Here is a 22,986-nt window from a genome sequence, read left to right on the forward strand (position 1 = left end):
AGCCCCGGACACCCCATTCATGGAGTAGTCTCTCACAATGGCGATACGTCCCATAGACGCGGCGAGAATCGAACGCGCTAATTTCTGGTGGAGGGTCGGTTCCCTTGCTCCCGCCATCATCGTCCTGGCTCTTCTGTCGATCTGGCCGGTCTTCAATCTGGGCTATCTGAGCCTTTCGGACGTCAAATGGGTATCCGGCTCTGCCGTCGTCGATTTCGTCGGCCTGCGGAATTTCCATGAACTCTTCACTGGCGAGGCGGTTTATTGGGCCGGTGTCAGGAACACGATCGTCTTTGCGATCTGCGCCGTGACGCTGCAGATGATCTTCGGCTTCACCATGGCGCTCGCCGTGCGTCGGGCCTCGAAGATCGGCCGCAGCGTGCTGACGGCGATCTTTCTGCTGCCGATCGTCATTCCGCCGATCGTCATCGGCGCGATGTGGCGCCTACTGCTCGGCCGTGATTTCGGCATCGTCAACGCGCTGCTGAGCTTCCTCAGCCTGCCGGAAGTGGACTGGCTCGGCGATCCGCGGTTCGCGCTGATATCCGTCGTCATCGTCGACGTCTGGCACTGGACGCCGTTCGTTTTCCTGCTGACGCTGGCGGGACTGGAGTCCCTCGATCAGGAAGTGTTCGAGGCCGCCAAGCTGGACGTCAAGAACCGCTGGCAGGAGCTGCGCTATATAACGATCCCGCTGATGATGCCGACCATCCTCATCACGCTGGCCTTCCGCATGATCCTCTCCTTCAAGGTCTTCGACGAGGTCTTCCTGCTGACGGGCGGCGGTCCCGGCACGGCGACCGAAGTCATCAACTTCTCGATCAACCGCGTCTTCTTCGCCCAGGACCGGGTCGGCATGGGATCGGCGATGTCGCTCCTGACGATCTTCGGGGTCGCCGTGCTGATCGTGCTCGCAAACACCGTCGTCCGCCGCCGTCGCAAGCAGAGGGAAACCGCATGAAAGCCAAGACAAGCCTCAGCGGCATCGGCGGAAACCTCATCGCCTGGGGTTACGCCCTAATCATCCTCGGCCCGATGATATGGATCCTGTCCAACTCGTTCAAGCGGCAGATCGACATCCTGATGGGCACGACCATCGCGCCCTTCACGCTGGTCAACTACCAGCTGATCATCAATTCCCGTCAGTCGCACTTCCTCTGGAATCTCTGGAACAGTGCGGTCGTCTCGGTCATCTCGACGCTGGTGGTGCTGGTCATCGCGACGCTCGCGGCCTTTACCGTCGCCCGGCTGGAGCCGCCGCGGTGGGTGACCTTCATCCTGCTCGGCTGGGCGTTGGTGTTCCACATGCTGCCGACGCTGACCTTCGTCGGCTCCTGGTATGTGATGTTCACGCAGGCCGGATTGCACGGCACCTATACGGCGCTGATCCTTGCGCAGGTCGTGCAGGGATTGCCGATGGCGCTCTTCCTGATGATCGGCTTCGTCATGAATATCCCGAGAGAGCTGGTGCAGGCGGCAAGGCTCGACGGCTGTACCTATGCACAGGTCTTCCGCCACCTGATCTTCCCTCTGTCGCTTGGCGGCATGGCGGCGGCAGGGGCGCTCTCCTTCATCTCCGCCTGGAGCGATTTTGCGATCGCACTCAACCTCTCCAACAAGGATACGATGACCGCCCCGGTCGCGATCGCGACCTTCGCCCAGGAACACCAGATCCTCTACGGGCAGATGGCGGCCGCATCCATGCTTTCGATGATCCCGGCCTTGGCCTTCATCATGTTCGGGCAGCGTTTCGTCGTGCGCGGCTTGCTTGCCGGCGCGGTCAAATAGGAAAATCCATGGCACACTTGCAACTTCAGAAAGTCGGCAAATCCTACGGCGCGGTCGAGGTCATTCCCGGCATAGATTTCGAGATCAACTCCGGCGAATTCCTTGTCCTGGTCGGACCATCCGGCAGCGGGAAATCGACCCTCCTCAAGATGATTGCCGGACTGGAGGAAACCACGTCCGGCAAGATCCTCGTCGATGGCGAGGATATCACCCATCTCGATCCGTCCGCCCGCGACCTTGCCATGGTGTTCCAGTCCTATGCGCTTTATCCGCATATGACCGTTAAGGACAACATGTCTTTTGCACTCAGGATGCGTGGCGAAGATCCCTCGGAAATCGATCGACGCGTCAAGGATGCGGTGGTCATGCTTGATCTTGGCGGGCTGGAAAACCGCAAGCCCGGCCAGCTTTCCGGCGGCCAGCGCCAACGCGTCGCCATGGGGCGCTGCGTCGTGCGTAATCCCAAGCTCTTCCTGTTCGACGAACCGCTTTCCAACCTTGACGCCAAGCTCCGCGCCCAGACCCGCATCGAAATTCGGCGCCTGCACGAGCGGCTGAACGCGACCTCGATCTTCGTCACTCACGACCAGGTGGAGGCGATGACCATGGCAGATCGCATCGCGCTCCTGAAGGATGGCAAGCTGCAGCAGATCGGCTCGCCGCAGGACCTTTATCTCCGGCCGAAAAACACCTTCGTCGCCACCTTCATTGGCACGCCTGAAATGAACTTGCTGCCTGGCCAGGTCGAGATGATCGACGGCGGACTCTGGCTTGATGGCAGCAACGGCCTGCATTTGCCTCTCTCTCCAGAGCGCCAGTCAAAGCTCGCCAATGCAATGAAGCCCGGCGTGGCGGTGAAGGTCGGCATCCGGCCGGAGCATTTTGAGATGGTTCCTGCCGGCACCAAGGGGGCGATGGAGGTCAGGGTCAATGTGGTGGAGTGGCTGGGCCACGAGATCTTCATCTTCGGCCAGGCCTCTTTCGGTCCGATCGGTGTCCGCGTTCCGGAAGGCATGGCGACGGCACCAGCGGCAAACGACGTCCTGTATATCCGGCCGATCTCCGATCGCTGGCATGTATTCGATGCCGCCAGCGGCGACAATCTTCTGGTCGAATGACCGTTCGCCGATAGTTGTACGAGGTGATGAAATGGTGATGTTGTTCGGCCAAGCCTTCACAAAGCAGGAACTCGGTCGGGTCTTTCCCGATCTCATGCACGTGGCGGGCTTCAAGAAGCTGACGGTCGACGACGGCACGGGCCGCGGCATGCGGCTTCTGCAGATCGATAGCGGAGGCGGGCTGCGCATCGATCTTCTGCCGGATCGCTGCTGCGATATCGGTCAGGTATGGTGCGACAACATTCCCTTCGGCTGGATCAGCCCGATGGGCACGCCTATGCCTCACGCAATCGGCGAGAACAATGCGCTTTCCGGCCTGATGGCGACCTGCGGCTTCGACCACATCCGCCAGCCGGAAACCGATGAAGGCCGCAGTTTTCCCCTTCATGGCAACATGATGCACCTGCCGGGCAAGATCATTGCGACCGATACAGTCTGGGATGGCGACGAATGCCTCTTTCGGGTCAAGGCGGAAGTGACTCAATTCAGCCTGAACCACGGGGCAATCCGGCTGCAGCGGCATATCTACGTGCCGTTGGGGGGGCGCTCGCTGGTCGTATCCGATCGCGCGACGGTGCTGTCCGGCAATCTGCCGGTCATGGCGATGTACCACATCAACCTCGGCTTCCCGGCCGCCACGTTTACCAGCAAGGTGTGCCTCAACGGCGAGGATATCTCACGTGATTGTCTGGCCGAGAACAATATCAAGGTCCGCCCGTCCGGTGCCGCCGTCTCGGAAGTTGAACTTTCGGCGCGAACAGCTGGCGGCGCGCGTTTCCGGCTCAAATACGACGGGCGGAAATTGCCTTTCCTGCAAACCTTGCGCAATGCCGATGAAGGTATAAACGTGTTCTGCATCGAACCTGCGACCCATGACCGCCTGCCGCGAAAGGAGTTGCGCGAGACGGGAGCCCTGGTGCCGACACCCCGCGGCGGCTCGCACATGTTCCACCTCGAAATGCTTTTCGACAGCGGCAGGTAGTTCCCCTGAAAGTACGGTTTGTCGAATGAGAAATTTCGGGAAGATACAATGAGCGGATGCTGTTCGGCAGTCAGCCGGAACAATGGAAATGAAGGATCGGGGAAGGCTCCGAAGATTTCGTCGCGCGGCAAGGCCGGGGAGGTCGTCGCCGTCAAGGGTGGCGAGACGTTTGTCGGAACACACGAAGCGATCCTGACCGTCGATGGAGAGGGGCCTGAGCGCAAGGTCACGGTCGGCGACTTTTTTCTTGAAGCCGAAACGGTGACGGTTGCGCGTTTCGCCGAGTTTGTCGTGGCGACGGGTTATGTCACCGAGGCGGAAAAATTCGGCTGCGCAGCGGTCTTCGCGGGCCTTTTGAACGACAAGGCTTTGATTGCCGACAATGTCAGGCAGACGCCCTGGTGGGCACGCGTCGATCAGGCTATCTGGAGCACGCCGGAAGGGCCGGGGAGTTCCATTGAAAATCGCATGGACCACCCGGTGACGCAAGTCTCGTGGAACGACGCGGTGGCGTTCGCTGGCTGGGTCGGAGGCCGGCTCCCGACAGAGGCAGAATGGGAGCATGCCGCCCGCGGCGGCAATCGTCGCAGGCGCTACCCCTGGGGGAACGAAGAGCCGACTGACGACAAGATTTTCTGCAATATCTGGCAGGGCCGCTTTCCGCATCAGAACACCCTGGCGGATGGCTTCTTTGGTACCTCGCCGGCGCGTGGCTTCGAGCCGACCGAAAATGGTTTCTACAATCTCTCCGGTAATGTCTGGGAATGGACGAGCGACGCTTTCCGAATCCGCTCGCTGTCCCGCCAGGCGAAGCTACGCAATGAACAAGCCAAGAAGAATGCCGACAAGGTACTGAAAGGCGGGTCGTTTCTCTGCCACAAAAGCTATTGCTACCGTTACCGGATAGCCGCCCGCATGGGTCTGTCACCCGATAGCGCATCCAGCAATACCGGTTTCCGCATCGCCTACGATGTGATGCCGGGTGCAACACCGGGGATCTGAAGCCGTGAAGCATCGGAGAAAGCGAGAGTCATGCGCCCGAACATCCTGATGCTTTTTCCTGATCAATGGCGCGCCGACTGGCTCGGCGCGATCGGCGACCTCCCGCTCCGGACCCCGTATATCGACGCGCTCATCGCGAGAGGAATTTCTTTTGGCCGCGCCTGGACACCGAGCCCGCTTTGTGCGCCGGCACGATCCTGCTTCGCCACCGGCAAAGGGTATGGCCGAGCGCCGGTAGGCAACAATCTCATGGACAATCCGCCGACCACGCCGACGTTTTATGCGCGGCTGCGCGATGGCGGGTATCAGGTCGCCAATGCCGGCAAGTCGGACCTTTTGAAAGGCGCTCATAGCTGGGGTGTCGATGGTCGTCACAGGGTGAACGGTACCGACCAGCTTGCACAACTCGGCTTCAGCCACGGTTTCGACAGTGCCGGCAAGAAGGCCGCGGAAAAGGCTTATGCCGAAGGGTTTCCAGAACCCTATACCAATATGCTGAAACACCGCGGCCTGATTGACCGGTTCATGGCCGACTACGCGCATCGTTCCATTGGCAAGGAAAAGCGGCCGATGACGGACTGGATGGAAGGCCGCATCCAAAGGCCGCCGGATGCCTATGCCAATGTGGCGCCGCTCGACTTGCCGGACGATGCTTATAACGACAATTTCGTCGGGCAGGCGGCTGACCGGATCATCCGCGATTTCGATCCGTCGAAGCCATGGTTCCTGATCGTCAATTTTCCCGGTCCGCACGAACCGATGGACGTGACGGTCGACATGGCGGAACGCTGGAAGGACGTTACCTTTCCGCTTCCTTGTCTGCGCAACAACGACGATGCCGAACTGCAGCAGGATATCCGCCGTCGTTATGCCGCGATGCTGGAAAACATCGATCGATGGCTCGGCGTCTACATCGAGACGTTGCGAGAACTTGGCCAGTTGGACGAGACGCTGATCGTTTTCACAAGCGACCATGGCGAGATGCTGGGGGACCGAAATCTGTGGAAGAAGCAGGTTCCGTACGAACCGTCGGTGCGCATCCCTCTGGTGCTCGCAGGGCCCGGAGTGTTGGCCCAGGGACATGTGCCTGACCTGCTTGGAAACCTCCTTGATTTGCCCGCAACTTTTCTTTCCTTGGCGGGTCTCACCGTCCCCAGCGATTATGAAGGCTACGATCTGACCGGCATCATGAAGGGTACCGACTTGTTGGATGGCAGGGCGGTCACATCCGGATTGGGCGGCTGGCGGGCGATCACCGACGGGCGCTACAAGCTGCTCGTCGGATTCCGTACCGACATATTCCAGGAAAGCCTGCAATTCGGCACCCTGACCGCGGAGATTTTCGAGAGCGGCTCGCTTTTTGATCTCGAAAACGATCCCCTGGAAACGGAAAACCTGTGGGACGAGGCAATCGAGATCCGGGGCCGCCTGCTGGCGAGCCTTCGCAGCGTGGTGAACCTCGCGGATTGATCCGCTGCAGCGGAATTGGCTTTCGTTTGCGCTGGCAGTTTGTGGGCGGTCTTCCATTGAAAAGTTCGATAGGCTCCTCATCCCGCTATGTTGGATTCACTGCCGCCGCCAATGGGGAAGCTTCAAGAAGTCTCTATCAGACGATATCACGGTTGAGGCCGTATCTCCGATGAAACCACCTTGGCCGCAACAGTCGGCGGATTGTGGTCCGGCATATGACACCCACTCCAGGGCGGTCGCAGTCTGTGAGCATGACCTCAGTGCGATGGCTGAGTCGGGTTAGGTTTTGTGCTATCTCAATTCCACGTGTGGTGGGGTCCCTTGCGGTTATCGTGGAATAGCTATTTTTCCGACCACACCGCCGCCGCAGATGCTTGCCTGAGCAGGCCTGTATCGCTGGCGGTCGTCACAAAACTGTAGCCCCTCCCGAACATGTCACCGAGATCGGAAGGATCTATAGCCGCGCCGCCCAAAAGCCGGCCTGATGCAAGTACACGCTCCTCGATATGGGCGATTGCATTGCTCAGTTCACTCGATCCGAGGTCACCGTAAGGCCCGAAGCCGGATGTGAGATCAAGCGGGCCAATGAACAGCATATCGATGCCTTCGACCGCCGTTATCGTGTCGATCGCTTCCGCTGCCTCTCGCGATTCGATCATTGCAACGATCAGCGTTCGGGATCTCGCCTGTTCCACGTAGGTGAGCCGATCAAGGCCGTAACGCGCCGCACGGGAGACCGTGAACTGGGCGCCGCGCCGTCCCAAGGGCGGATAATGGGCGGCCTCGACGAGCGCGCGTGCCTCTTCGGCGCAACGGACATCCGCAGCGACGATACCGTCGAACCCTGCATCCAGCAGTGGTTTGATGTCGGCGGCCTTGTGCACGCGGACAAGGACCGGCACCTCACTTATCGATCGTATCGCGCGCAACTCGTGCAGCGCGCCCGAGAGGTCGGCTGCCGCGTGTTCCCGATCGACGACAAGCGCGCCATAACCTGCGAGCGCCATGATCTCCCCCACGTCGGGAGAGGCCAGAAACAGGAATGCTCCCTGCACCTTTGTGCCGGTGCGCAACTGCGTGCGGAGATCGGAGGAATCAATTTTGAGCAATGTCGCGTCTCAAGGGAATTTCTGACGAAAAGAGCGCGCGCCGCCCCGGGATGCAATCCTGTAATTCTTTGCAGGTAGGCGGCCGATTTCAGCACTGGCATGCTGAGAGCATATTGAACTCATGTGGATTGCGTATCGATGCAGCAACAGCCTGATGTCCTGGAGGGGTATGCCCCTTTCGGGAAATATAAGACCTGGTTTCGAGTGACGGGAAACCGAAATTCTGGCAAGGTACCGCTGATTGTGGCCCATGGCGGCCCCGGCTGCACGCATGATTACGTGCTTTCTTTCGTGGACCTTGCCGAGGCTGGCCGCTGCGTCATTCATTACGATCAGATCGGCAATGGCCACTCGACCCACCTGCGCGATGCGCCCGTTGGTTTCTGGTCCGTCGATCTGTTTCTCGACGAGCTGGACAATCTGCGGCGCCATCTGGGAATGGAGCAGAGCTACAATCTGCTTGGGCAGTCATGGGGTGGAATGCTGGCTTCCGAACATGCGGTCCGGTGCCCGGACGGGCTCAACGCACTGGTCATCGCTTCCTCGCCGTCGTCCATGCCCGTCTGGGTGGCCGAGGCGTTGAGATTGCGCAAGGACCTTCCGGCCGAGGTGCAGGAGACGCTTGGGCGCCACGAAGCGGATGGCACCTACGACCATCCGGACTATCAGGCCGCGAGCTATGTATTCTATCGCCGCCATGTATGCCGTCTTGATCCATGGCCAGACGACGTTGTGCGAACTTTCCGGGCGCTGGCGGAAGACCCGACCGTCTATCACGCAATGAATGGCCCGACGGAGTTCCACGTCATCGGAAGCTTGAAGGACTGGAGCGTGGACGACCGGCTGCATCGCGTTGCCGTGCCGACGCTCGTCATATCTGGTTATCATGACGAGGCGACGCAGGCCTGCGTCGAGCCGTTTGTCCGGCTCATTCCGAACGCAAAACAGATCGTAATGCCCAACTCCGCGCATATGTGCCATGTGGAGGAACGCGCCGACACCATGGCTGCCGTCGAAGGATTTTTGAGCCAGTACGATCCGAGGATTTCCGCATGAGCACCCTCACCCGTTTTGCCGCCATTCAGATGTGCAGCACTGCCGATGTCGAGGCGAACAATCAAGCTATCGAAGCTCTCGTCCGGGAGGCGGCGGCGCTCGGAGCGACGGTTGTCAGCTTGCCGGAGGCCGCCAACATCCTGCTGAAGGATAACATGCAATATGCCGGAACCTGCGTTGCCGAGGCGGACGACACGACTTTGGCACTTTGCCGCCGACTGACGGCCGAACTCGGAATATGGCTGCATGACGGCTCCATCCTGATCAGAACCGAAGACGGTAGGCGCATCTGGAACCGCACTCACGTCATCTCTCCGGCGGGCGAAATCGTTGCGCGTTACGACAAGCTGCACACATTCGACGTGAAGCTTGGCGAGGGGCATGATTTCCGGGAATCGCGGGCCGTACAGCCTGGAGAGGGGCCGCCCGTCGTCGTCGATCTCGGCGCGCCGGGGCTCAGGCTCGGGCTCTCGATCTGCTATGACGTGCGGTTTGCCTATCTCTTCCGGGCGCTGGCCGCCGCCGCCGCAAACGTGTTGATGATCCCCGCATCCTTCTCGCCTGTCACCGGGCCGGCGCATTGGGAGATATTGCTGCGCGCGCGGGCGATCGAAACCGGCAGCTATGTCGTCGCCGCGGCCCAGTGTGGCACGCGTGACGGTGTGCGCACACATGGCCATGCGATGATCGTTTCTCCGTTCGGAGAGGTCATTTCCGCGCTTGGCGACGACCCTGGCATCATTGTCGCGGATATCGATCCGGCCGAGGTGGAGGCGACCCGGCGCCGATTGCCCTGCCTGACGCAGGATCGAGAGTTGAAGCCGACGGCCACCGTATTTGCCGGAAGTGGAGGCTGCTGATGACCGCAGCCCTGTACCGGGTCAATCCGCCCGCAGCGCCGCTTGCATCGGATCTCATCGATCTGATGTCGCGAACCGAAACTGCAACCATCGGTCATATCCTGCATGATGGTTTCTGTGACCCTGCGCTGGCCGCGGTCGTGGCCGGCAAGCGCGTGGCCGGCACCGCGTTCACGGTGCGCATTCCGGGAATGGACTCGGCGACATTGCATTATGCTCTGTCCATGGTTCGTCCCGGCGATGTGCTCGTCATCGATCGTGCTGGCGACGATAGCCACGCCTGCTGGGGAGGGGTGGTCACGCTCGCCGCCAAACTGGCCGGCGTTGCCGCCGCCGTCATCGATGGCCGGGCCACCGACTTTGCCGAAATCCGTGGCCATGACATGCCGGTCTGGTGCCGCGGCACCTCGTCGAAGACGACGAAATTCGTCGGTCTCGGCGGTGCCATCAATATCCCGATCAGTGTTGGCGGGGTAGCGGTGATGCCTGGCGACGGCATTCTGTGCGATGAAAACGGTGTCGTCGTGTTGAAGCCGGAACAAATCGTGCCGATCTGCTCGCGTGTGATCGCGATGCAGGAGAACGAAGCGTCGGTCATTGCCCGCCTGCGGAGCGGCGAGCGCCTCTGTGACATATCCGGTGCAGCCGCCATGGTCGAAGGCCGGCAGGAATAACACCCACTGCGTCATGATATTTTCTGCAAGTAAAATTGGCGCCAATTATGTTTGCATTGCTGCCGCAAATGGCTCAGACTGCCTCGGCAACAGGAGTAAGAAGCAGGTGACGTTTTATTCGACGAGCCCCATTCACGCGTTTATCGACGGGGAGCCGCGTTTCGGTTTTCTCTTTTCTCCTGCGCCGGCCTTCGACGGAGAAGTTGTCGGATCGAGCTCGACCGGAACGCCCCTGGTCATCGTCGCTCACGGTTCTGATCGCGATGCCACAGGCATGCTCGATGCCATGCGTGAAGGGCTTGCAGGAAGGCCAGTCTCGATCCTTGCGCCGCTCTTTCCATCCGAGATCGGCGGAGAAGACCATTCCGACGGCTACAAGTTCCTAGTGTCAGGTGGCATCGACTATGTCTCCGTGACGAAATCCATGATTGCCGCGGCCTCGCAAATGGTTGGAGGTTTTGGGAGCATCTATCTCTTCGGGTTTTCGGGCGGAGCGCAGTTTGCACATCGGTACGCGTTGTTTTGCGCCTCGGAACTGTCCGGGCTTGTTGTCGCGTCACCCGGAAACGTGACGCTGCTCGACGAAACGCTCGAATGGTGGCCCGGGCTCGACGGCGCTTCCGCGGTGATCGGCCTTTCGACGGATATTGCTTCCCTGCGCAGGCTTCCGGTCGAGATCATCATCGGATCGGAAGACAGGGCAGTAGGCTTGGTCGCGCGCCCTGTCGGTTCTCCGCACGGTTCACTTTATGAAGGCGTGGCCGGGGCCAGCCGCCTGGAGCGCGCCCGCAACATGAGCGCCAGCTTCCAGAGCCACGGTATCCAGGCTCTGCTCCACGAAATCGAGGGCGTGGGCCATGAACTCAGGCCCGTCACACTGAAAGCCGCAGCATTGATTGCGCGATGGATCGATGCCGAGGAATGCTAAACATCGCCGATAAAAGGGGAATGAAACCATGAAACACAGATATTTGCTGACTGCCGGCCTCTTTCTCGTCGCCGGTGCCGGCAAGGCACAGGACGTGCCGGCGGGTTATCCCGCCACCTATCCGGAACTTATCGCGGAGGCCAAGGCGGAAGGCAGCCTGCGCATCTACACGAACCTCAGCGAAGACAACATTGCGCCGGTCATCAAGGCCTTCAACAAGGTCTATCCGGACATCAAGGTCGGGAGCCTGGAAATGGGGCCTTCCGAGGCCTTTTCCCGATATCGTGCCGAAGTGGGCAGCGGCGTCGCATCTGCCGATCTCCTGATCTCCAACACGATCGTCGATTGGGTGAGCGCGCTCAAGGATGGCCTGCTGACCGACTATAAGTCGCCGGAACGTGAGAAACTGCCTGAGTGGAGCTATCCAGGAACAGGCCTCTATACATTCTCGGCCGATCCGATGGTTACCATCTACAACAAGCTGACGGTCCCTGCGGAGCTTCAGGTCGACAGCATGGAGGCCTATTTTGCCAATATCTCTGCGCATCCAGAGGTCTTTTCCGGCAAGGTCGGTACCTATGACGGCCGTTATGCCTTCGGTGGTGCGCTCAATTACGCCCTGGTGGAGCGATATGGCGACAAGGCCTGGAGCTGGTTCGAAAAGGTCGGCCCGTCCATCAAGCCGGGTGGTGGTGCAGGCGGCATGATCGAACGGACGTTGAGCGGAGAACTCTCTTCCGCCTATTTCGTCTCCGCACCGGTGGTATTCAGCAAGATCGCCGACGGACTGGGCGAAATCATCGGCTGGAATTTTCCGAAGGACGGCACGGTCATTTTTCCCCGCGGAATGGGCATAACGGCCAAGGCCACGCACCCGGCTGCGGCCAAGGTCTTCCTGGATTTCCTTCTCTCCGAGACAGGTCAGGCGGCCGTTGCCGCCGGCAAGCTTACACCGTATCGCCCGGGCCTGGTTGCGCAGGGGGACCTCTCCTATTCGCTGGACGAGGTGGCCAAGGCCGTCGGGGGAACACAAAACCTGCTGATGATCAGCTACGACCGGAAGATGATCGACGGCAACTCGGCCTTCTCGGCACGCTGGGGCGCTGCTTTCAAGATGTGATTGGCGGTTCGGCGCGGTTTGCGCGCCGGATCCAAACAAAAAGGGTGAACAGTTATGGGCAGCAGCCCTCGAATTTCTTCGGCAATGCCCCAAGAGGCGCCGCAGACCGTGTTGCCGGATTACTCGCGGCTCATTCAGCTATTGATCTTCGTCGTGACGGCGATCCTCATGTTGGCGCCGGCAATCCCGATCGCCGTCCAGGTTTTCATCGACCGGCCGCTTTATTCCGACGGCTGGATATTCACGTTCGCCAATTTCGGCAAGCTCTTTGGGTCCGCACAGCTTGCTTCCGTCCTTGGCACGACGGCGGTCTTCTCCGTGATCACCGTCGTCATCGCGCAGGTCGGTGGAGTGGCGGCTGCATTATTTCTCGGGCGGACCGATCTTCCGGGCAGGCACCTGATAGGGGGCGTTTTGATGTGGCCTCTCTATCTTTCCCATCTGATCTTCGGCATGGGATGGGTCATCATGTACGGCCCGTCCGGCTTCCTGACACAGTGGCTTGCGCGCATCCTCGGCGGGGCGCCCTGGAATCTCTATTCGCTGGCAGGCATGGGGATTGTTGCCGGCGTTTCCCAGATCCCGCTCGCCTACCTGTACTGTCTCTACGGCGCCGTTCGATCCGTCGATCCTACGCTCGAACATGCGGCCCGGACAGTGGGCGCCCGGCCCTTGAGCGTTCTGGCGCACGTGACGTTGCCGTTGATGATCCCTTCGATCATAACGTCCGCCGCGCTCAACCTCGTCATTGCGGTCGAGACCCTATCCATTCCGCTCTTTATCGGCGGGCCGGCGCGGATCGAGACGCTGTCGACGTTTCTCTATCATCAGGGCATCGCGGCAAGCGACCCGGACCACGGGCTAATTGCGGCTTCCTCCCTGCTTCTCGTCGTGCTCGTGGCGGCGACATTGTTTGTTCAGCGGCTGCTGCTCAAGAACAGCCATCGCTACGAAACGGTGAAAGGCAAGGGTAGCCGACCGGCTCTGCTGAAACTCGGCAATTTGAAATGGCCGCTTGTCATCATCATGGGGGCATCGCTTTTCTTCTTTGTCATCGTGCCGGTCTTCGGGGTTGTCCTGCGTGCGTTCACCACCTTCCTTTCGCCTCTCGTGGCCCCCTGGACCACGCTGACGTTGAAGAACTTCAATACTCTGCTGACCTCCGAGACTTTCGTACGGGCGATTCGCAACACCTTCTTCGTGTCGTTCTTTTCCGCGGCGTCTGGAACGATACTGGCGACGATGGTCGCATTGCTGATCCAGCGGTCCGACTTCCCATTCAAGCGCACGTTGGAGGCGCTTGCCTATTCGCCACGCGTCATCCCCGGGCTCATCACCGGACTGGGTATCTTCTACGCGACCGTCATCTTCTCGCCGATGGGGTGGCTGCGCGGCAGCCTGTGGATACTCGTTCTGGCGTATGTGATGGCCACGCTGCCGCTCGCGCTTGGCGCCATACAGCCGGCGGTCATCCAGATCAGCGCGGATCTGGACAAGGCGGCGCGCACGGTGGGGGCGAGCTGGTCCCGCTCAATGCGCATCGTCATGGTGCCGCTTCTGCGATCCGCCATGCTGGGCAGTTTCACGCTGCTATTCATCTTTCACCTCAAGTCCTACATCATCGCCATTTTCCTCATCGTTCCCGGCCTGGAAGTGATGGGGGTGACGATGCTCAGCCTCTGGACCAATGGCGACGTCGGAGTGACGGCCGCCTTTGCAACGCTCCAGATGGTTCTCATCGCCCTCTTCCTCGTCGCGACGCGGCTCGTTTTCCGGGTAAAACTCTATGACTGATCTCGTCCTTTCCGATCTGACGCGCAGCTATGGCGCTACCAACGCCATAGACAACATCAACATCACCGTTGGCGCCGGAGAGTTCCTCACCCTGCTCGGCCCGTCGGGCTGCGGCAAATCGACCACGCTTGCCGCGATCGCCGGCCTCGACCAGCCGACCCATGGCCGTATCAGCTTCGCCGGCCGCACGTTATTCGACGCCGCCTCCAAAACCTCGCTTCCGCCCGAAGCAAGAGGGTTCGGCGTCGTTTTCCAATCCTACGCGCTCTGGCCGCACATGACGGTGGATGACAATGTCGGCCTCTCGCTTCGGCTTCGGAAGGTCGCAGCGCCCGAACGGAACCGGCGGGTGGGGGAGGCGCTCGACCTTGTCGGGCTCACCGCGTATGCGAAACGTTATCCAGGCGAATTGTCCGGCGGGCAGCAGCAACGCGTGGCCCTTGCGCGCGCGGTGGTATTCCGCCCGGCGCTGCTTCTGCTGGATGAACCTCTGTCCAACCTGGATGCGCAGCTTCGGCAGGAGGCGCGCATCTGGTTGAAGAGTATCCAGCGCGAACTCGGCCTGACCGCGATCTATGTCACCCACGATCAGGAAGAAGCCCTGTCGATGAGCGATCGGATCGTGGTGATGCGCGGCGGCCATATAATCCAGATGGGAACTCCGCAGGATATTTATGAACGGCCTGTGCATCCGTTCTCGGCAAGCTTTATAGGTAGTGCCAACCTGATTACGGGTGGGTCCGTTTCAGAAGTTTTTGGGGGGCAGGCGGCCATCGCGTTTGGGGATGGGCAAGTTCTTCGTGGACATGCTCCATTGCCGGTTCATCCAGGCAGCCCGGCTCTCGTCGCGGTGCGCCCTCAGAATATCCAGCCGACGGAGGGAGCGGACGAAAACCGCCTTCTCGTTCGCTTCGGTGCCGCGAACTATCTCGGCGACCGATTTGAGCAGGAGGCATTTTTAGGGGAATGCCGTCTCCGTCTCCAGACAATCCGGCCGGCGCCCGAAGGGCAAGGCGCTATCTGGATCGATCACGCGGATGCGCTTATTTTCCCGCTGGACGATCGGGCGAAAGACAAGACCCGATGAACAGCGGCAAGGACAAAGATTTGGACAGACAGGAGACAGCAAAACCGGCCGAAGCGCAACGTCCGCTGACCGAACGTATCCGTTCGGATGTCCTGGTCGGCACCTATCGTCCGGGTGAGTGGTTGCGGCAGGTCGACCTGCAGGAGACCTATGGTGTAACCCGGGCGCAGATCCGCCGGTCTCTGGACGACCTGGTGCTGATGGGCATGGCGGAACATGTGCCCAATCGCGGCATTCGCTTAATGATGCCGAGTACCGAGGCAAGGTCGCAGATTTCGGAGATACGGACCATTCTTGAGCGGGAGGCGGCGCTTCTCATGGTCAAGGATATACGATCGAGCGGTATCGAGAAGATCGCGACAGCGGCGGCGGCCTTCGAAAAGGCCATCGAAGTCGGATCTTACGTCGAGTTGCGGCGTCTCAATCATGAATTTCACAGAACGATGAACGCGTCGCTTGCCAACACGATGATGGCAAGCCTGCTCAACGACCTGCGGGAACGCGATCTGCCGGGTTCCTGGTCAGGCTGGGTCAGCGCGACGACTTTGAAAGCCTCGTCAGACGACCATCTCGAGATGGTGGACGCTTTGCGCAAGCGCGACGGTGCGCTGCTTGCGGAAATCATTTGCCGCCACATCAACCGTTGGCGTGCGCACGCAACTGAGGCATAGAGAGGCGCGGCCGCAATTTTCCATTCTGTCTTTTTGAGAAGACTTATCCGGAAAGCATCCTTTCATGACCTATCAGATCTCCGTGGGCGGTCAGCGGTTTCGCTTCGTCGATCTCAAGGCTTTGATGGCCAAGGCATCGCCGCCCCGTTCCGGTGATTACCTCGCGGGGGTTGCGGCGGGTACCGCTGCCGAGAATATCGCCGCGAAAATGTGCCTTGCGGATGTTCCGCTGAAAAATTTCCTGACCGAGGCGCTTATCCCCTATGAGGACGACGAGGTCACGCGACTGATCGTCGACACGCATGACCGGCAGGCTTTCGCGCCGGTATCCCACATGACTGTCGGCCAGTTCCGGGACTGGCTGCTGTCGCCGGCGGCAACGTCCGCATCGCTTGCCGCGCTCGCCGCGGGACTTACCCCTGAAATGGTTTCGGCGACGTCCAAGCTGATGCGCAACCAGGACCTGATACTGGCTGCCCGAAAGGTCGAGGTGGTGTCCCGCTTCCGAAACACGATCGGGCTGACAGGGACCATGGCCGTGCGGCTGCAGCCGAACCATCCCTATGACGACCGGCTCGGCATTGCGGCGAGCATCGTCGACGGCCTGCTCTATGGTTGCGGCGATGCGGTGATCGGCATCAATCCGGCGTCGGACAGCATCCCGGCACTGACGGGCCTCGTTGAAATGCTTGCCGAAATTATAGCGCGTTACGAGATCCCAACGCAGTCCTGCGTGCTGACGCATGTCACCACATCCATAGCCATGGCAGAACGGGGCGTGCCCGTCGATCTGGTATTCCAGTCGATCGCCGGGACGGAAAAGACAAACGCCTCTTTCGGTATTTCGCTAGCCACGCTGCGCGAGGGCTATGAGGCCGGCCAGTCCCTCAGGCGTGGCACGATAGGCAACAATGTCATGTATTTCGAGACGGGGCAGGGATCTTCGCTATCGGCCGATGCGCATCACGGCGTCGACCAGCAGACCTGCGAAGCGCGCGCCTATGCGGTTGCGCGCGCTTTCCATCCATTGCTCGTCAATACGGTGGTGGGCTTTATTGGTCCTGAATATCTTTATGACGGCAAGCAGATCATCAGGGCGGGGCTTGAAGACCATTTCTGCGGCAAGATGCTGGGCGTGCCGATGGGCTGCGACATCTGCTACACCAACCATGCCGAAGCGGATCAGGACGACATGGATACGCTCCTGACCTTGCTGGGAACGGCGGGCATAAGCTTCATCATGGGCATTCCCGGCGCCGACGACGTGATGCTGAACTATCAATCGACATCGTTCCACGACCAGCTTTATATCCGGGAGGTCCTCGGCCTCAAGCGCGCGCCGGAGTTCCAGCAATGGCTGGACCGCATGCGTGTGACGGATATGCATGGGCGGCTCGTTCCTCAAAACCCCTGCCAATCGCTTCTGAGGATCGCAATATGAGCGCCAACAATAAAGCGGCCGTTCTCACCCTTGATCCATGGGAAAAGCTGCGGCGGCATACCGATGCACGGATCGCGCTCGGTCGCTGCGGCAATTCCCTTCCGACCGCAAGGGTGCTCGAATTCGCCTTCGCGCATGCCAGCGCCCGGGATGCCGTCAACATACCCTTCGATGCCAAGGCATTGCACGCGTCGCTTTCCGAACTCGGAGTAAAAAGCCTTGCCATTTCCAGCCGGGCGGAAACCCGCCAGATCTATCTGGCGCGTCCGGATCTCGGTCGCCAGTTGGCTGAAACGGATGCCGGACGATTGCGTGCCGAAGTTGCGACGCCCTGTGATGTGGCGATTGTCGTGGCCGATGGTCTTTCATCGACAGCAATCGCGGCCAACGCCATTCCGTTCATCAGTGGTCTTCTGCCGCATTTTGAGAAAGAGGGATTGAGCACCGGTGTGATCGTTACGGTGAGAAACGGCCGTGTTGCCATCGGCGACGAGATAGGGGCCTTAATGCAAGCCCGTCTGACGTTGATGCTGATCGGTGAACGGCCCGGCCTTTCCTCCGTCGACAGCCTGGGCGCCTATATCACGTATGCCCCGCGCATCGGTCTGTCCGATGCGGCGCGCAACTGCATATCCAATATCCGGGAAGCGGGCCTGAAGCCGCCGCTGGCCGTCGCCAAGATAATGTGGCTGATCCGTGAGGCCTTGAAACGGAAGCTTACGGGAGTTGATCTCAAGGAAGAGCAGCAGGTGGCCTTGCCGGAAAGCTAGCCCGGCCGATACAGGATGATATCGCGGGATTGCGATTCAGGGTAGCGGCGATCATGTCGCGACTTCTTCGGTCGTTCCCGGCACGGCACGCAGAAGGCGGGCGGTATATTTGTGTTCCGGATGTCTGAACAACCGGCTTGGCTCGGCGACCTCAACCAGCCGTCCGCGCTGCATGACGGCGATCCGGTCGCAGATCGAGCTTGCCACTCTCAGATCATGGGTGATGAATATCATGCCGAAACCATGCTGCTCCTGCATTCGGTTCAAGAGATCCAGAACCTGCGCCTGAACCGACACGTCGAGCGCCGAAACGGATTCGTCGGCAATCAGCAGATCCGGCTCCAGCGCGAGCGCCCGGGCAATGCAGATGCGTTGCCGCTGTCCGCCGGAGAATTCTCGCGGATATCGCATTGCCGCATCGGGACCAAGCCCCACGGCCGCCAGCAGGTCCCGGGCGCGCGCGCCGGCCTCTGCGGCAGGCATTCCGTGAATGACAGGGCCTTCGGCGATCGTGGTCCCGACCGTTTGGCGCGGGTCCAGCGCACTGTAAGGATCCTGGAAGACGATCTGTACCGATTTGCGCAGATGGCGCAGCGCCTTCCCATCCAGTCGAGTAATGTCCTGTCCGTTGATGTGGATCTCGCCTGAATCGGTCTCGACCAGCCGGATGATCGCCCTTGCAAAGGTCGATTTGCCGGACCCCGACTCCCCCACGAGACCGATCGTCTCGCCGCGGCGAAGCGTGAGGCTGACGTCGTCGAGCGCTGCGAGCCTTCGTCCTCCTGAATGGAAGGTCTTGCGCAATCGCTGCGCTTCCATGACCAGCGGCTGTGAGTTCGGCCGGGCGTCACGCGGATTGAGCTTTGGAACGGCGGCCAGCAGAGCTCGCGTGTAAGGCTCCTGCGGCTGTCGGAGCACGGCTTCAGCCGGCCCGCTTTCGACGAGCCGGCCTTTCTCCATCACGACGATTCGGTCGGCGATATCCTTCACTACGCCGAAGTCGTGGGTGATGAAAATCACTGCGGTGCGATGCCGTTGCTGCAATTCACGGATCAGGTGAAGGATTTGCGCCTGAGTGGTGACATCGAGCGCCGTCGTCGGTTCGTCGGCGATCAGGACAGCGGGCTCAAGGGCGAGCGCCATGGCGATGACCACGCGCTGACACTGACCTCCGGACAGCTGGTGCGGGTAGGCGTTGTAGATTTTCTGAGGATCGGGCAGGTGGACCTCGCCGAGCAGGTCGATGACCCGTTTGCGGACAGCTTGCCGGTCGAGATCGGTGTGAATCCGGAAAACTTCTGCGATCTGGTCGCCCACCCGGTAGACGGGGTTGAGGGAGGCCATCGGCTCCTGGAAAATCAGGGCGATCCTGCATCCGACCACACCCCGGTGGCTTGCGGCGTCGAGCGTCAGGATATCCCGGCCCTCGAAACGGATCTCCCCGGAAGCGACGCGAATCCCCGTGTCCAGCAGGCCCATGATGGCCAGCGACGTGACTGACTTGCCGGAACCGGATTCACCGACCACGCACAACGTTTCGCCGGCATGGACGGTGAAGGACAGGTCCTTTACCGCATGCGCACGATCCGCCGATTTCGGCAAGGCGATCGTCAGGTGTCGTATGTCGATAACGGGCTTGCGGACGGTATCGGCGTCGGTGCCGGAATTATGGTTCATCATCACCTGTTTGGAATCCGCTTCAGAGTTTCAAGTAGCCGCCACGCATGCGCATCTCGAATTCCGGTATGGCGACCCAGCCGTATTTCGCCTGATGAGCCCAGTTGGCGACCGATTTCCACATGTATTGGCCGGGCGTCACCCTTTGCCATTCGTCCGAGAGCTTGTTGAACAGGCGTTTGCGCTCATCGAGATCGATCGCGCTGGAATAGGCCTTTCCGGTCTCGACGAATTCCGGAGTCGGGTCCCAGGTCTTCCAGGCCGCAGAGGAGATGACCCCGGTCGGGCTCCAGTCCAGCCAGAGCGGCTGGTAGGGGTCGCCAGGAATGAAGGTCGTGCCGCCGGATACCGCAAGCATGTGGAACGGACGTGCATAGGCAAGCTGGAAGTTGTCGAGGAACTGCGCCTCGACATTGATGCCAACCGCGCGCCACATCTCCACCATGATCTCGGCGGCGGCATCGTAGTTGGTCCAGAAGCCGCGCGTGATATGCCAGATCAGTTTCTGTCCCTTATAGCCGCTTTTTTCGACGAGCGCCTTGGCGGTTGCGGGATCGAAGGGCAGACGAGGCTTTGCCGCCGGATCGTAATACCTGCCGTATTCGGGGAAATTGAACGGCACTGCGGGGAAGAAGGTGGCGTCGCCGAAGAGAGCCTTGACGATCGTATCCATGTCGACCGCCCGGATCAGCGCATAGCGCAAATCCTGGTTCTGGAGCGGATTGCCCTCCGGATCGTTTCGCGTGTTGAACAGCACGGCCGTGTAGTTGCCGACCTGCTGGCGAACGAGCTTGACGCCGGAAAGGCCCTGGACCTGTTTTTCCTGGTCCGTGGGTATGGAGCAGATGAAGTCGAACTCGCCTGTCGCCAGGCCGGCCAGACGTCCGGCATATTCCGGCACCAGTTTGAACGTGAGCGAACGAGCCGGCGGAGGTCCTTCCCAATAGTCGTCGAAAGCGTCGAGGACCGCGGCTTCGTTGCCGCGATAGCTGCGTATCTTGTAAGGTCCGGTCCCGACTGGTGCCTGACCGAAACCGTCGACGCCCTTTTCCAGATAATAGGCTTTGGGCACCACATAACCGATATAACCGGAAAGCTTTCCAGGGACGTTGATGTCCGGCTCTGCGGTTTCGATCTCCACAGTCAGCGGTCCCACCGCCTCGACGCGTACGAAGCCCGCTGCGAACGTACGGCCGCGGGGTTCGTAGGCTGTTTTTCCCCAAAGCCGTTCCTCCGACAGCGTGAAGGCCACGTCCTCGGCCGTCATGGTCGCGCCATTATGGAACTTGACGCCCGGCCGAAGCTCGACCGTCCACACGTTGTCCTTGCGGCTCCAGCCGGTCGCCAGGCGCGGAGAGAGGGTCTGGCCGGTCGGATCCTTCAGATAGTCAATCTCGACCAGCCGGTCGTAGACGTTCGGAAAAATCCGGGCGCTCGCATTGGAAATGCCGTTGATCGGCGCGATATTCTGCCACAGCGCTTCGACGGCCACCGTAAGGGCGGGCCGTGGCGCGATTTGAGGTAAGGCAACCCGAGGCGCTGCCAGCGACGTCACTCCGCCTGCAAACGCAAGTTTGCCAAACTCTCTTCTCTTCAGCATTTTCGATCTCTCCTTGTTTGCGAATGCACGGGCGATCACGCATTCTTTTCAGCCGAATTCCCGTTTCAGCGTCGGATCGAGCCGATCGCGCAGCCAGTCGCCGATCAGACTGACGGCAAGGGCTATGATGAAAATCACTGCGCCTGGGATGACCGAGATCCACCAGGCGGTAGAAAGGTAGTCGCGCCCGTCGCCCATTATCTGGCCAAGGCTCGTAAGCGGCGGCTGAATGCCGAGGCCAAGGAAGCTCAGGGCGGATTCAAGCAGGATGATCTGCGGGAAGGTCAGCGTCACCTGGACGATGAGGACGCCCATGATGTTCGGCAGGATGTGCCGGAAATACAGCCGCCAGGGTGTGGCACCAAGCGTGGTCACCGCTTCGGCATAAGGCTGAGCGACCGCCGAGAGAACCACGCCACGCGCAAGCCGGGCATAATTCTCCCAACCGTAGAGCGCCATGAGCATCACCGTCAGCGCCAGCGAATTTCCGAAGAAGGCGAGCAGGGTCAGCGCGATGAGGATGAAAGGCAAGGATGCCTGCATGTCCACGACCATCATCAGCGCTTCTTCGGCCCAGCCGCGGAAGTGGGCGGCGATAAACCCGACCGCGCAGCCGAAGACCGCGCCCATGACTGTTCCGAGCAAGGCAACAGCGACCGACACCTTGAACCCGAAGGCCAGCCTTGAGAAAATGTCGCGTCCCAGCCGGTCCGTCCCCATCGGATGGTCCGGCACCCCGCCCAGATACATCGGCGGTTTGAGGCGGGCGAGCAGGCTCTGGTCGGCTATTCCATAAGGCGTCAGGAGTGGCGCTAGAAGAGCAACCACGACAAGCAGGAACAGGAGAAGGAAGGTCAGGCGGATAGACCAGGGCATGGATCTCAGCATCAGCGGCTGCTCCTTATGCGCGGATCGAGAATCCCATACGCGAGGTCCACGACAAGGTTCGACACGATCATGAAGATCGACATCACAAGCACCAGGCCCTGTACCAGGGCAAGGTCGCGCGCGGTGACGGCTGTTACGAGAAGCCGACCGATGCCCGGCCAGCCAAACACGGTTTCCACGACGACGGCGCCGCTGACGAGAGAGCCGAGATTGAGGCCGACGATCGTCACGATCGGGATGGAGGCATTCGGCAGGGCATGGACGAAAACGCGCCGGAACGGTGCCGCCCCCTTCGCCCGTGCCAATTTCATGTAAGGCTTGTCCAGCACTTCGAGCATGGCGGAGCGCGTGAACCGCGCTAATGTTCCGGCAACGTAGATACCGAGCGTGAACGACGGCATGAGGAGGTGGGAGAACGTTCCCATGCCCGCACTCGGCAGCATCCTGAGCCCGAACGAGAAGGCGAGAATGAGCAGGATTCCAAGGAAGAAATTCGGCATGGCGAAGCCGAAGACGGCAAGTGACATCACGGCGCGGTCTATCAGGCGGCCCCTGTTCAGCGCGGCGACTATGCCGGAGGGAATTCCGATCAGGATGGCGATGAGATAGGAAAAGCCGCCAAGCAGTAAGGTGTTGGGCAGCCGCTCCAAGATGCTTTGCAGAGCCGGCCTGCCATCCTGGTAGGAGCGGCCGAAATCGCCTGTCAGCAGGTTTGCCCCATAAGAGATGTATTGCTCGATCATTGGCCGGTCCAGCTTCCACTGGATGCGGAACTGCTCGATTTCCGATGGCAGCGCGTCGGGGCTCAGCAGCGCCACGACCGGGTCCCCCGTCGTGCGAAGTACGACGAATGTGAAGGTCACCACGAAACAGATCGTGACAAGCGTCCTCAAGAGGCGAGAGATCCAGAACCTCGTCCGCATTGTTTCATGTTCCCTTCGACGCGCCGGG

Annotated in this window: 21 protein-coding genes; 16 read left to right on the plus strand and 5 right to left on the minus strand. The window is 60.4% G+C overall.

Going from position 1 to position 22,986, the window contains the following annotated elements; all coding sequences use genetic code 11:
- Nucleotides 1-37 precede the first annotated feature (37 nt).
- From DMO26_RS10390 to DMO26_RS10415, 6 genes are read left to right on the plus strand one after another with little or no spacing between them, the layout of a single operon-like run.
- Nucleotides 38-961: a carbohydrate ABC transporter permease gene (locus DMO26_RS10390; RefSeq protein ID WP_117191992.1), complete on the plus strand. Its 924-nt coding sequence runs from the start codon at nt 38-40 to the stop codon at nt 959-961.
- A complete protein-coding gene (locus DMO26_RS10395; RefSeq protein WP_117191993.1) occupies nt 958-1,788 on the plus strand; it encodes a carbohydrate ABC transporter permease in 831 nt (276 codons plus the stop codon). Before DMO26_RS10390 ends, DMO26_RS10395 begins: the two co-directional genes overlap by 4 nt.
- Before the next feature lie 8 nt (nt 1,789-1,796).
- Entirely contained in the window at nt 1,797-2,906 is a 1,110-nt protein-coding gene (locus DMO26_RS10400; RefSeq protein WP_117191994.1) for an ABC transporter ATP-binding protein, read from the plus strand.
- 31 nt (nt 2,907-2,937) lie between these two features.
- Nucleotides 2,938-3,888 (plus strand): DUF4432 family protein, encoded by a 951-nt coding sequence (locus tag DMO26_RS10405; protein ID WP_226951258.1) that lies wholly within the window; start codon nt 2,938-2,940, stop codon nt 3,886-3,888.
- Between the two features lie 48 nt (nt 3,889-3,936).
- A complete protein-coding gene (locus tag DMO26_RS10410) occupies nt 3,937-4,890 on the plus strand; it encodes a formylglycine-generating enzyme family protein (protein ID WP_117191995.1) in 954 nt (317 codons plus the stop codon).
- A 30-nt stretch (nt 4,891-4,920) separates the two neighbouring features.
- Nucleotides 4,921-6,360, plus strand: a complete 1,440-nt coding sequence (locus tag DMO26_RS10415) for a sulfatase family protein (protein ID WP_117191996.1) — start codon at nt 4,921-4,923, stop codon at nt 6,358-6,360.
- Between the two features lie 341 nt (nt 6,361-6,701).
- Here the strand turns inward: DMO26_RS10415 and DMO26_RS10420 are convergent, their stop codons facing one another.
- The gene (locus DMO26_RS10420; RefSeq protein WP_205421196.1) at nt 6,702-7,469 is read right to left on the minus strand and encodes an HpcH/HpaI aldolase family protein; all 768 of its coding nucleotides are present in this window, start codon (nt 7,467-7,469) and stop codon (nt 6,702-6,704) included.
- 138 nt (nt 7,470-7,607) lie between these two features.
- Here DMO26_RS10420 and DMO26_RS10425 point away from each other — a divergent pair, with 138 nt between their 5' ends.
- From DMO26_RS10425 to eutC, 10 genes are all read left to right on the plus strand, one after another.
- Complete coding sequence (locus DMO26_RS10425) at nt 7,608-8,525, plus strand: proline iminopeptidase-family hydrolase (RefSeq protein WP_117191997.1); 918 nt, start codon at nt 7,608-7,610, stop codon at nt 8,523-8,525.
- On the plus strand, nt 8,522-9,385 hold the full coding sequence (locus DMO26_RS10430) for a carbon-nitrogen hydrolase family protein (protein WP_117191998.1): 864 nt from the start codon (nt 8,522-8,524) through the stop codon (nt 9,383-9,385). The genes DMO26_RS10425 and DMO26_RS10430 overlap by 4 nt, the downstream gene beginning before the upstream one ends.
- 11 nt (nt 9,386-9,396) lie before the next feature.
- A complete protein-coding gene (locus DMO26_RS10435; protein ID WP_404947038.1) occupies nt 9,397-10,059 on the plus strand; it encodes an RraA family protein in 663 nt (220 codons plus the stop codon).
- A 106-nt stretch (nt 10,060-10,165) separates the two neighbouring features.
- Nucleotides 10,166-10,987, plus strand: a complete 822-nt coding sequence (locus DMO26_RS10440) for an alpha/beta hydrolase (RefSeq protein WP_117192000.1) — start codon at nt 10,166-10,168, stop codon at nt 10,985-10,987.
- 28 nt (nt 10,988-11,015) lie between these two features.
- On the plus strand, nt 11,016-12,107 hold the full coding sequence (locus DMO26_RS10445; protein ID WP_117192001.1) for an ABC transporter substrate-binding protein: 1,092 nt from the start codon (nt 11,016-11,018) through the stop codon (nt 12,105-12,107).
- Between the two features lie 54 nt (nt 12,108-12,161).
- Nucleotides 12,162-13,901 carry an ABC transporter permease gene (locus DMO26_RS10450; protein ID WP_117192002.1) on the plus strand — a complete coding sequence of 580 codons (1,740 nt, stop codon included), beginning with the start codon at nt 12,162-12,164 and terminating at the stop codon, nt 13,899-13,901.
- Entirely contained in the window at nt 13,894-14,988 is a 1,095-nt protein-coding gene (locus DMO26_RS10455) for an ABC transporter ATP-binding protein (protein WP_117192003.1), read from the plus strand. The genes DMO26_RS10450 and DMO26_RS10455 overlap by 8 nt, the downstream gene beginning before the upstream one ends.
- 20 nt (nt 14,989-15,008) lie before the next feature.
- The gene (locus DMO26_RS10460) at nt 15,009-15,659 is read left to right on the plus strand and encodes a GntR family transcriptional regulator (protein WP_162894805.1); all 651 of its coding nucleotides are present in this window, start codon (nt 15,009-15,011) and stop codon (nt 15,657-15,659) included.
- A 64-nt stretch (nt 15,660-15,723) separates the two neighbouring features.
- Nucleotides 15,724-17,100: an ethanolamine ammonia-lyase subunit EutB gene (locus DMO26_RS10465; protein WP_117192005.1), complete on the plus strand. Its 1,377-nt coding sequence runs from the start codon at nt 15,724-15,726 to the stop codon at nt 17,098-17,100.
- Nucleotides 17,097-17,870: an ethanolamine ammonia-lyase subunit EutC gene (eutC, locus tag DMO26_RS10470; RefSeq protein WP_117192006.1), complete on the plus strand. Its 774-nt coding sequence runs from the start codon at nt 17,097-17,099 to the stop codon at nt 17,868-17,870. Before DMO26_RS10465 ends, eutC begins: the two co-directional genes overlap by 4 nt.
- A 51-nt stretch (nt 17,871-17,921) precedes the next feature.
- Here the strand turns inward: eutC and DMO26_RS10475 are convergent, their stop codons facing one another.
- Genes DMO26_RS10475 through DMO26_RS10490 form a run of 4 tightly spaced genes read right to left on the minus strand, consistent with a single transcriptional unit; the run spans nt 17,922 to nt 22,958 of the window.
- The gene (locus tag DMO26_RS10475) at nt 17,922-19,550 is read right to left on the minus strand and encodes an ABC transporter ATP-binding protein (protein ID WP_226951272.1); all 1,629 of its coding nucleotides are present in this window, start codon (nt 19,548-19,550) and stop codon (nt 17,922-17,924) included.
- A gap of 19 nt (nt 19,551-19,569) precedes the next feature.
- Entirely contained in the window at nt 19,570-21,147 is a 1,578-nt protein-coding gene (locus DMO26_RS10480; RefSeq protein ID WP_117192298.1) for an ABC transporter substrate-binding protein, read from the minus strand.
- A 48-nt stretch (nt 21,148-21,195) separates the two neighbouring features.
- The gene (locus tag DMO26_RS10485) at nt 21,196-22,035 is read right to left on the minus strand and encodes an ABC transporter permease (protein ID WP_117192007.1); all 840 of its coding nucleotides are present in this window, start codon (nt 22,033-22,035) and stop codon (nt 21,196-21,198) included.
- Nucleotides 22,035-22,958 (minus strand): ABC transporter permease, encoded by a 924-nt coding sequence (locus DMO26_RS10490; protein ID WP_117192008.1) that lies wholly within the window; start codon nt 22,956-22,958, stop codon nt 22,035-22,037. The genes DMO26_RS10485 and DMO26_RS10490 overlap by 1 nt, the downstream gene beginning before the upstream one ends.
- Between the last annotated feature and the right edge of the window lie 28 nt (nt 22,959-22,986).

Origin of the sequence: Rhizobium terrae, from assembly GCF_003425685.1 — a bacterium.
Classification (GTDB): Bacteria; Pseudomonadota; Alphaproteobacteria; order Rhizobiales; family Rhizobiaceae; genus Neorhizobium; species Neorhizobium terrae.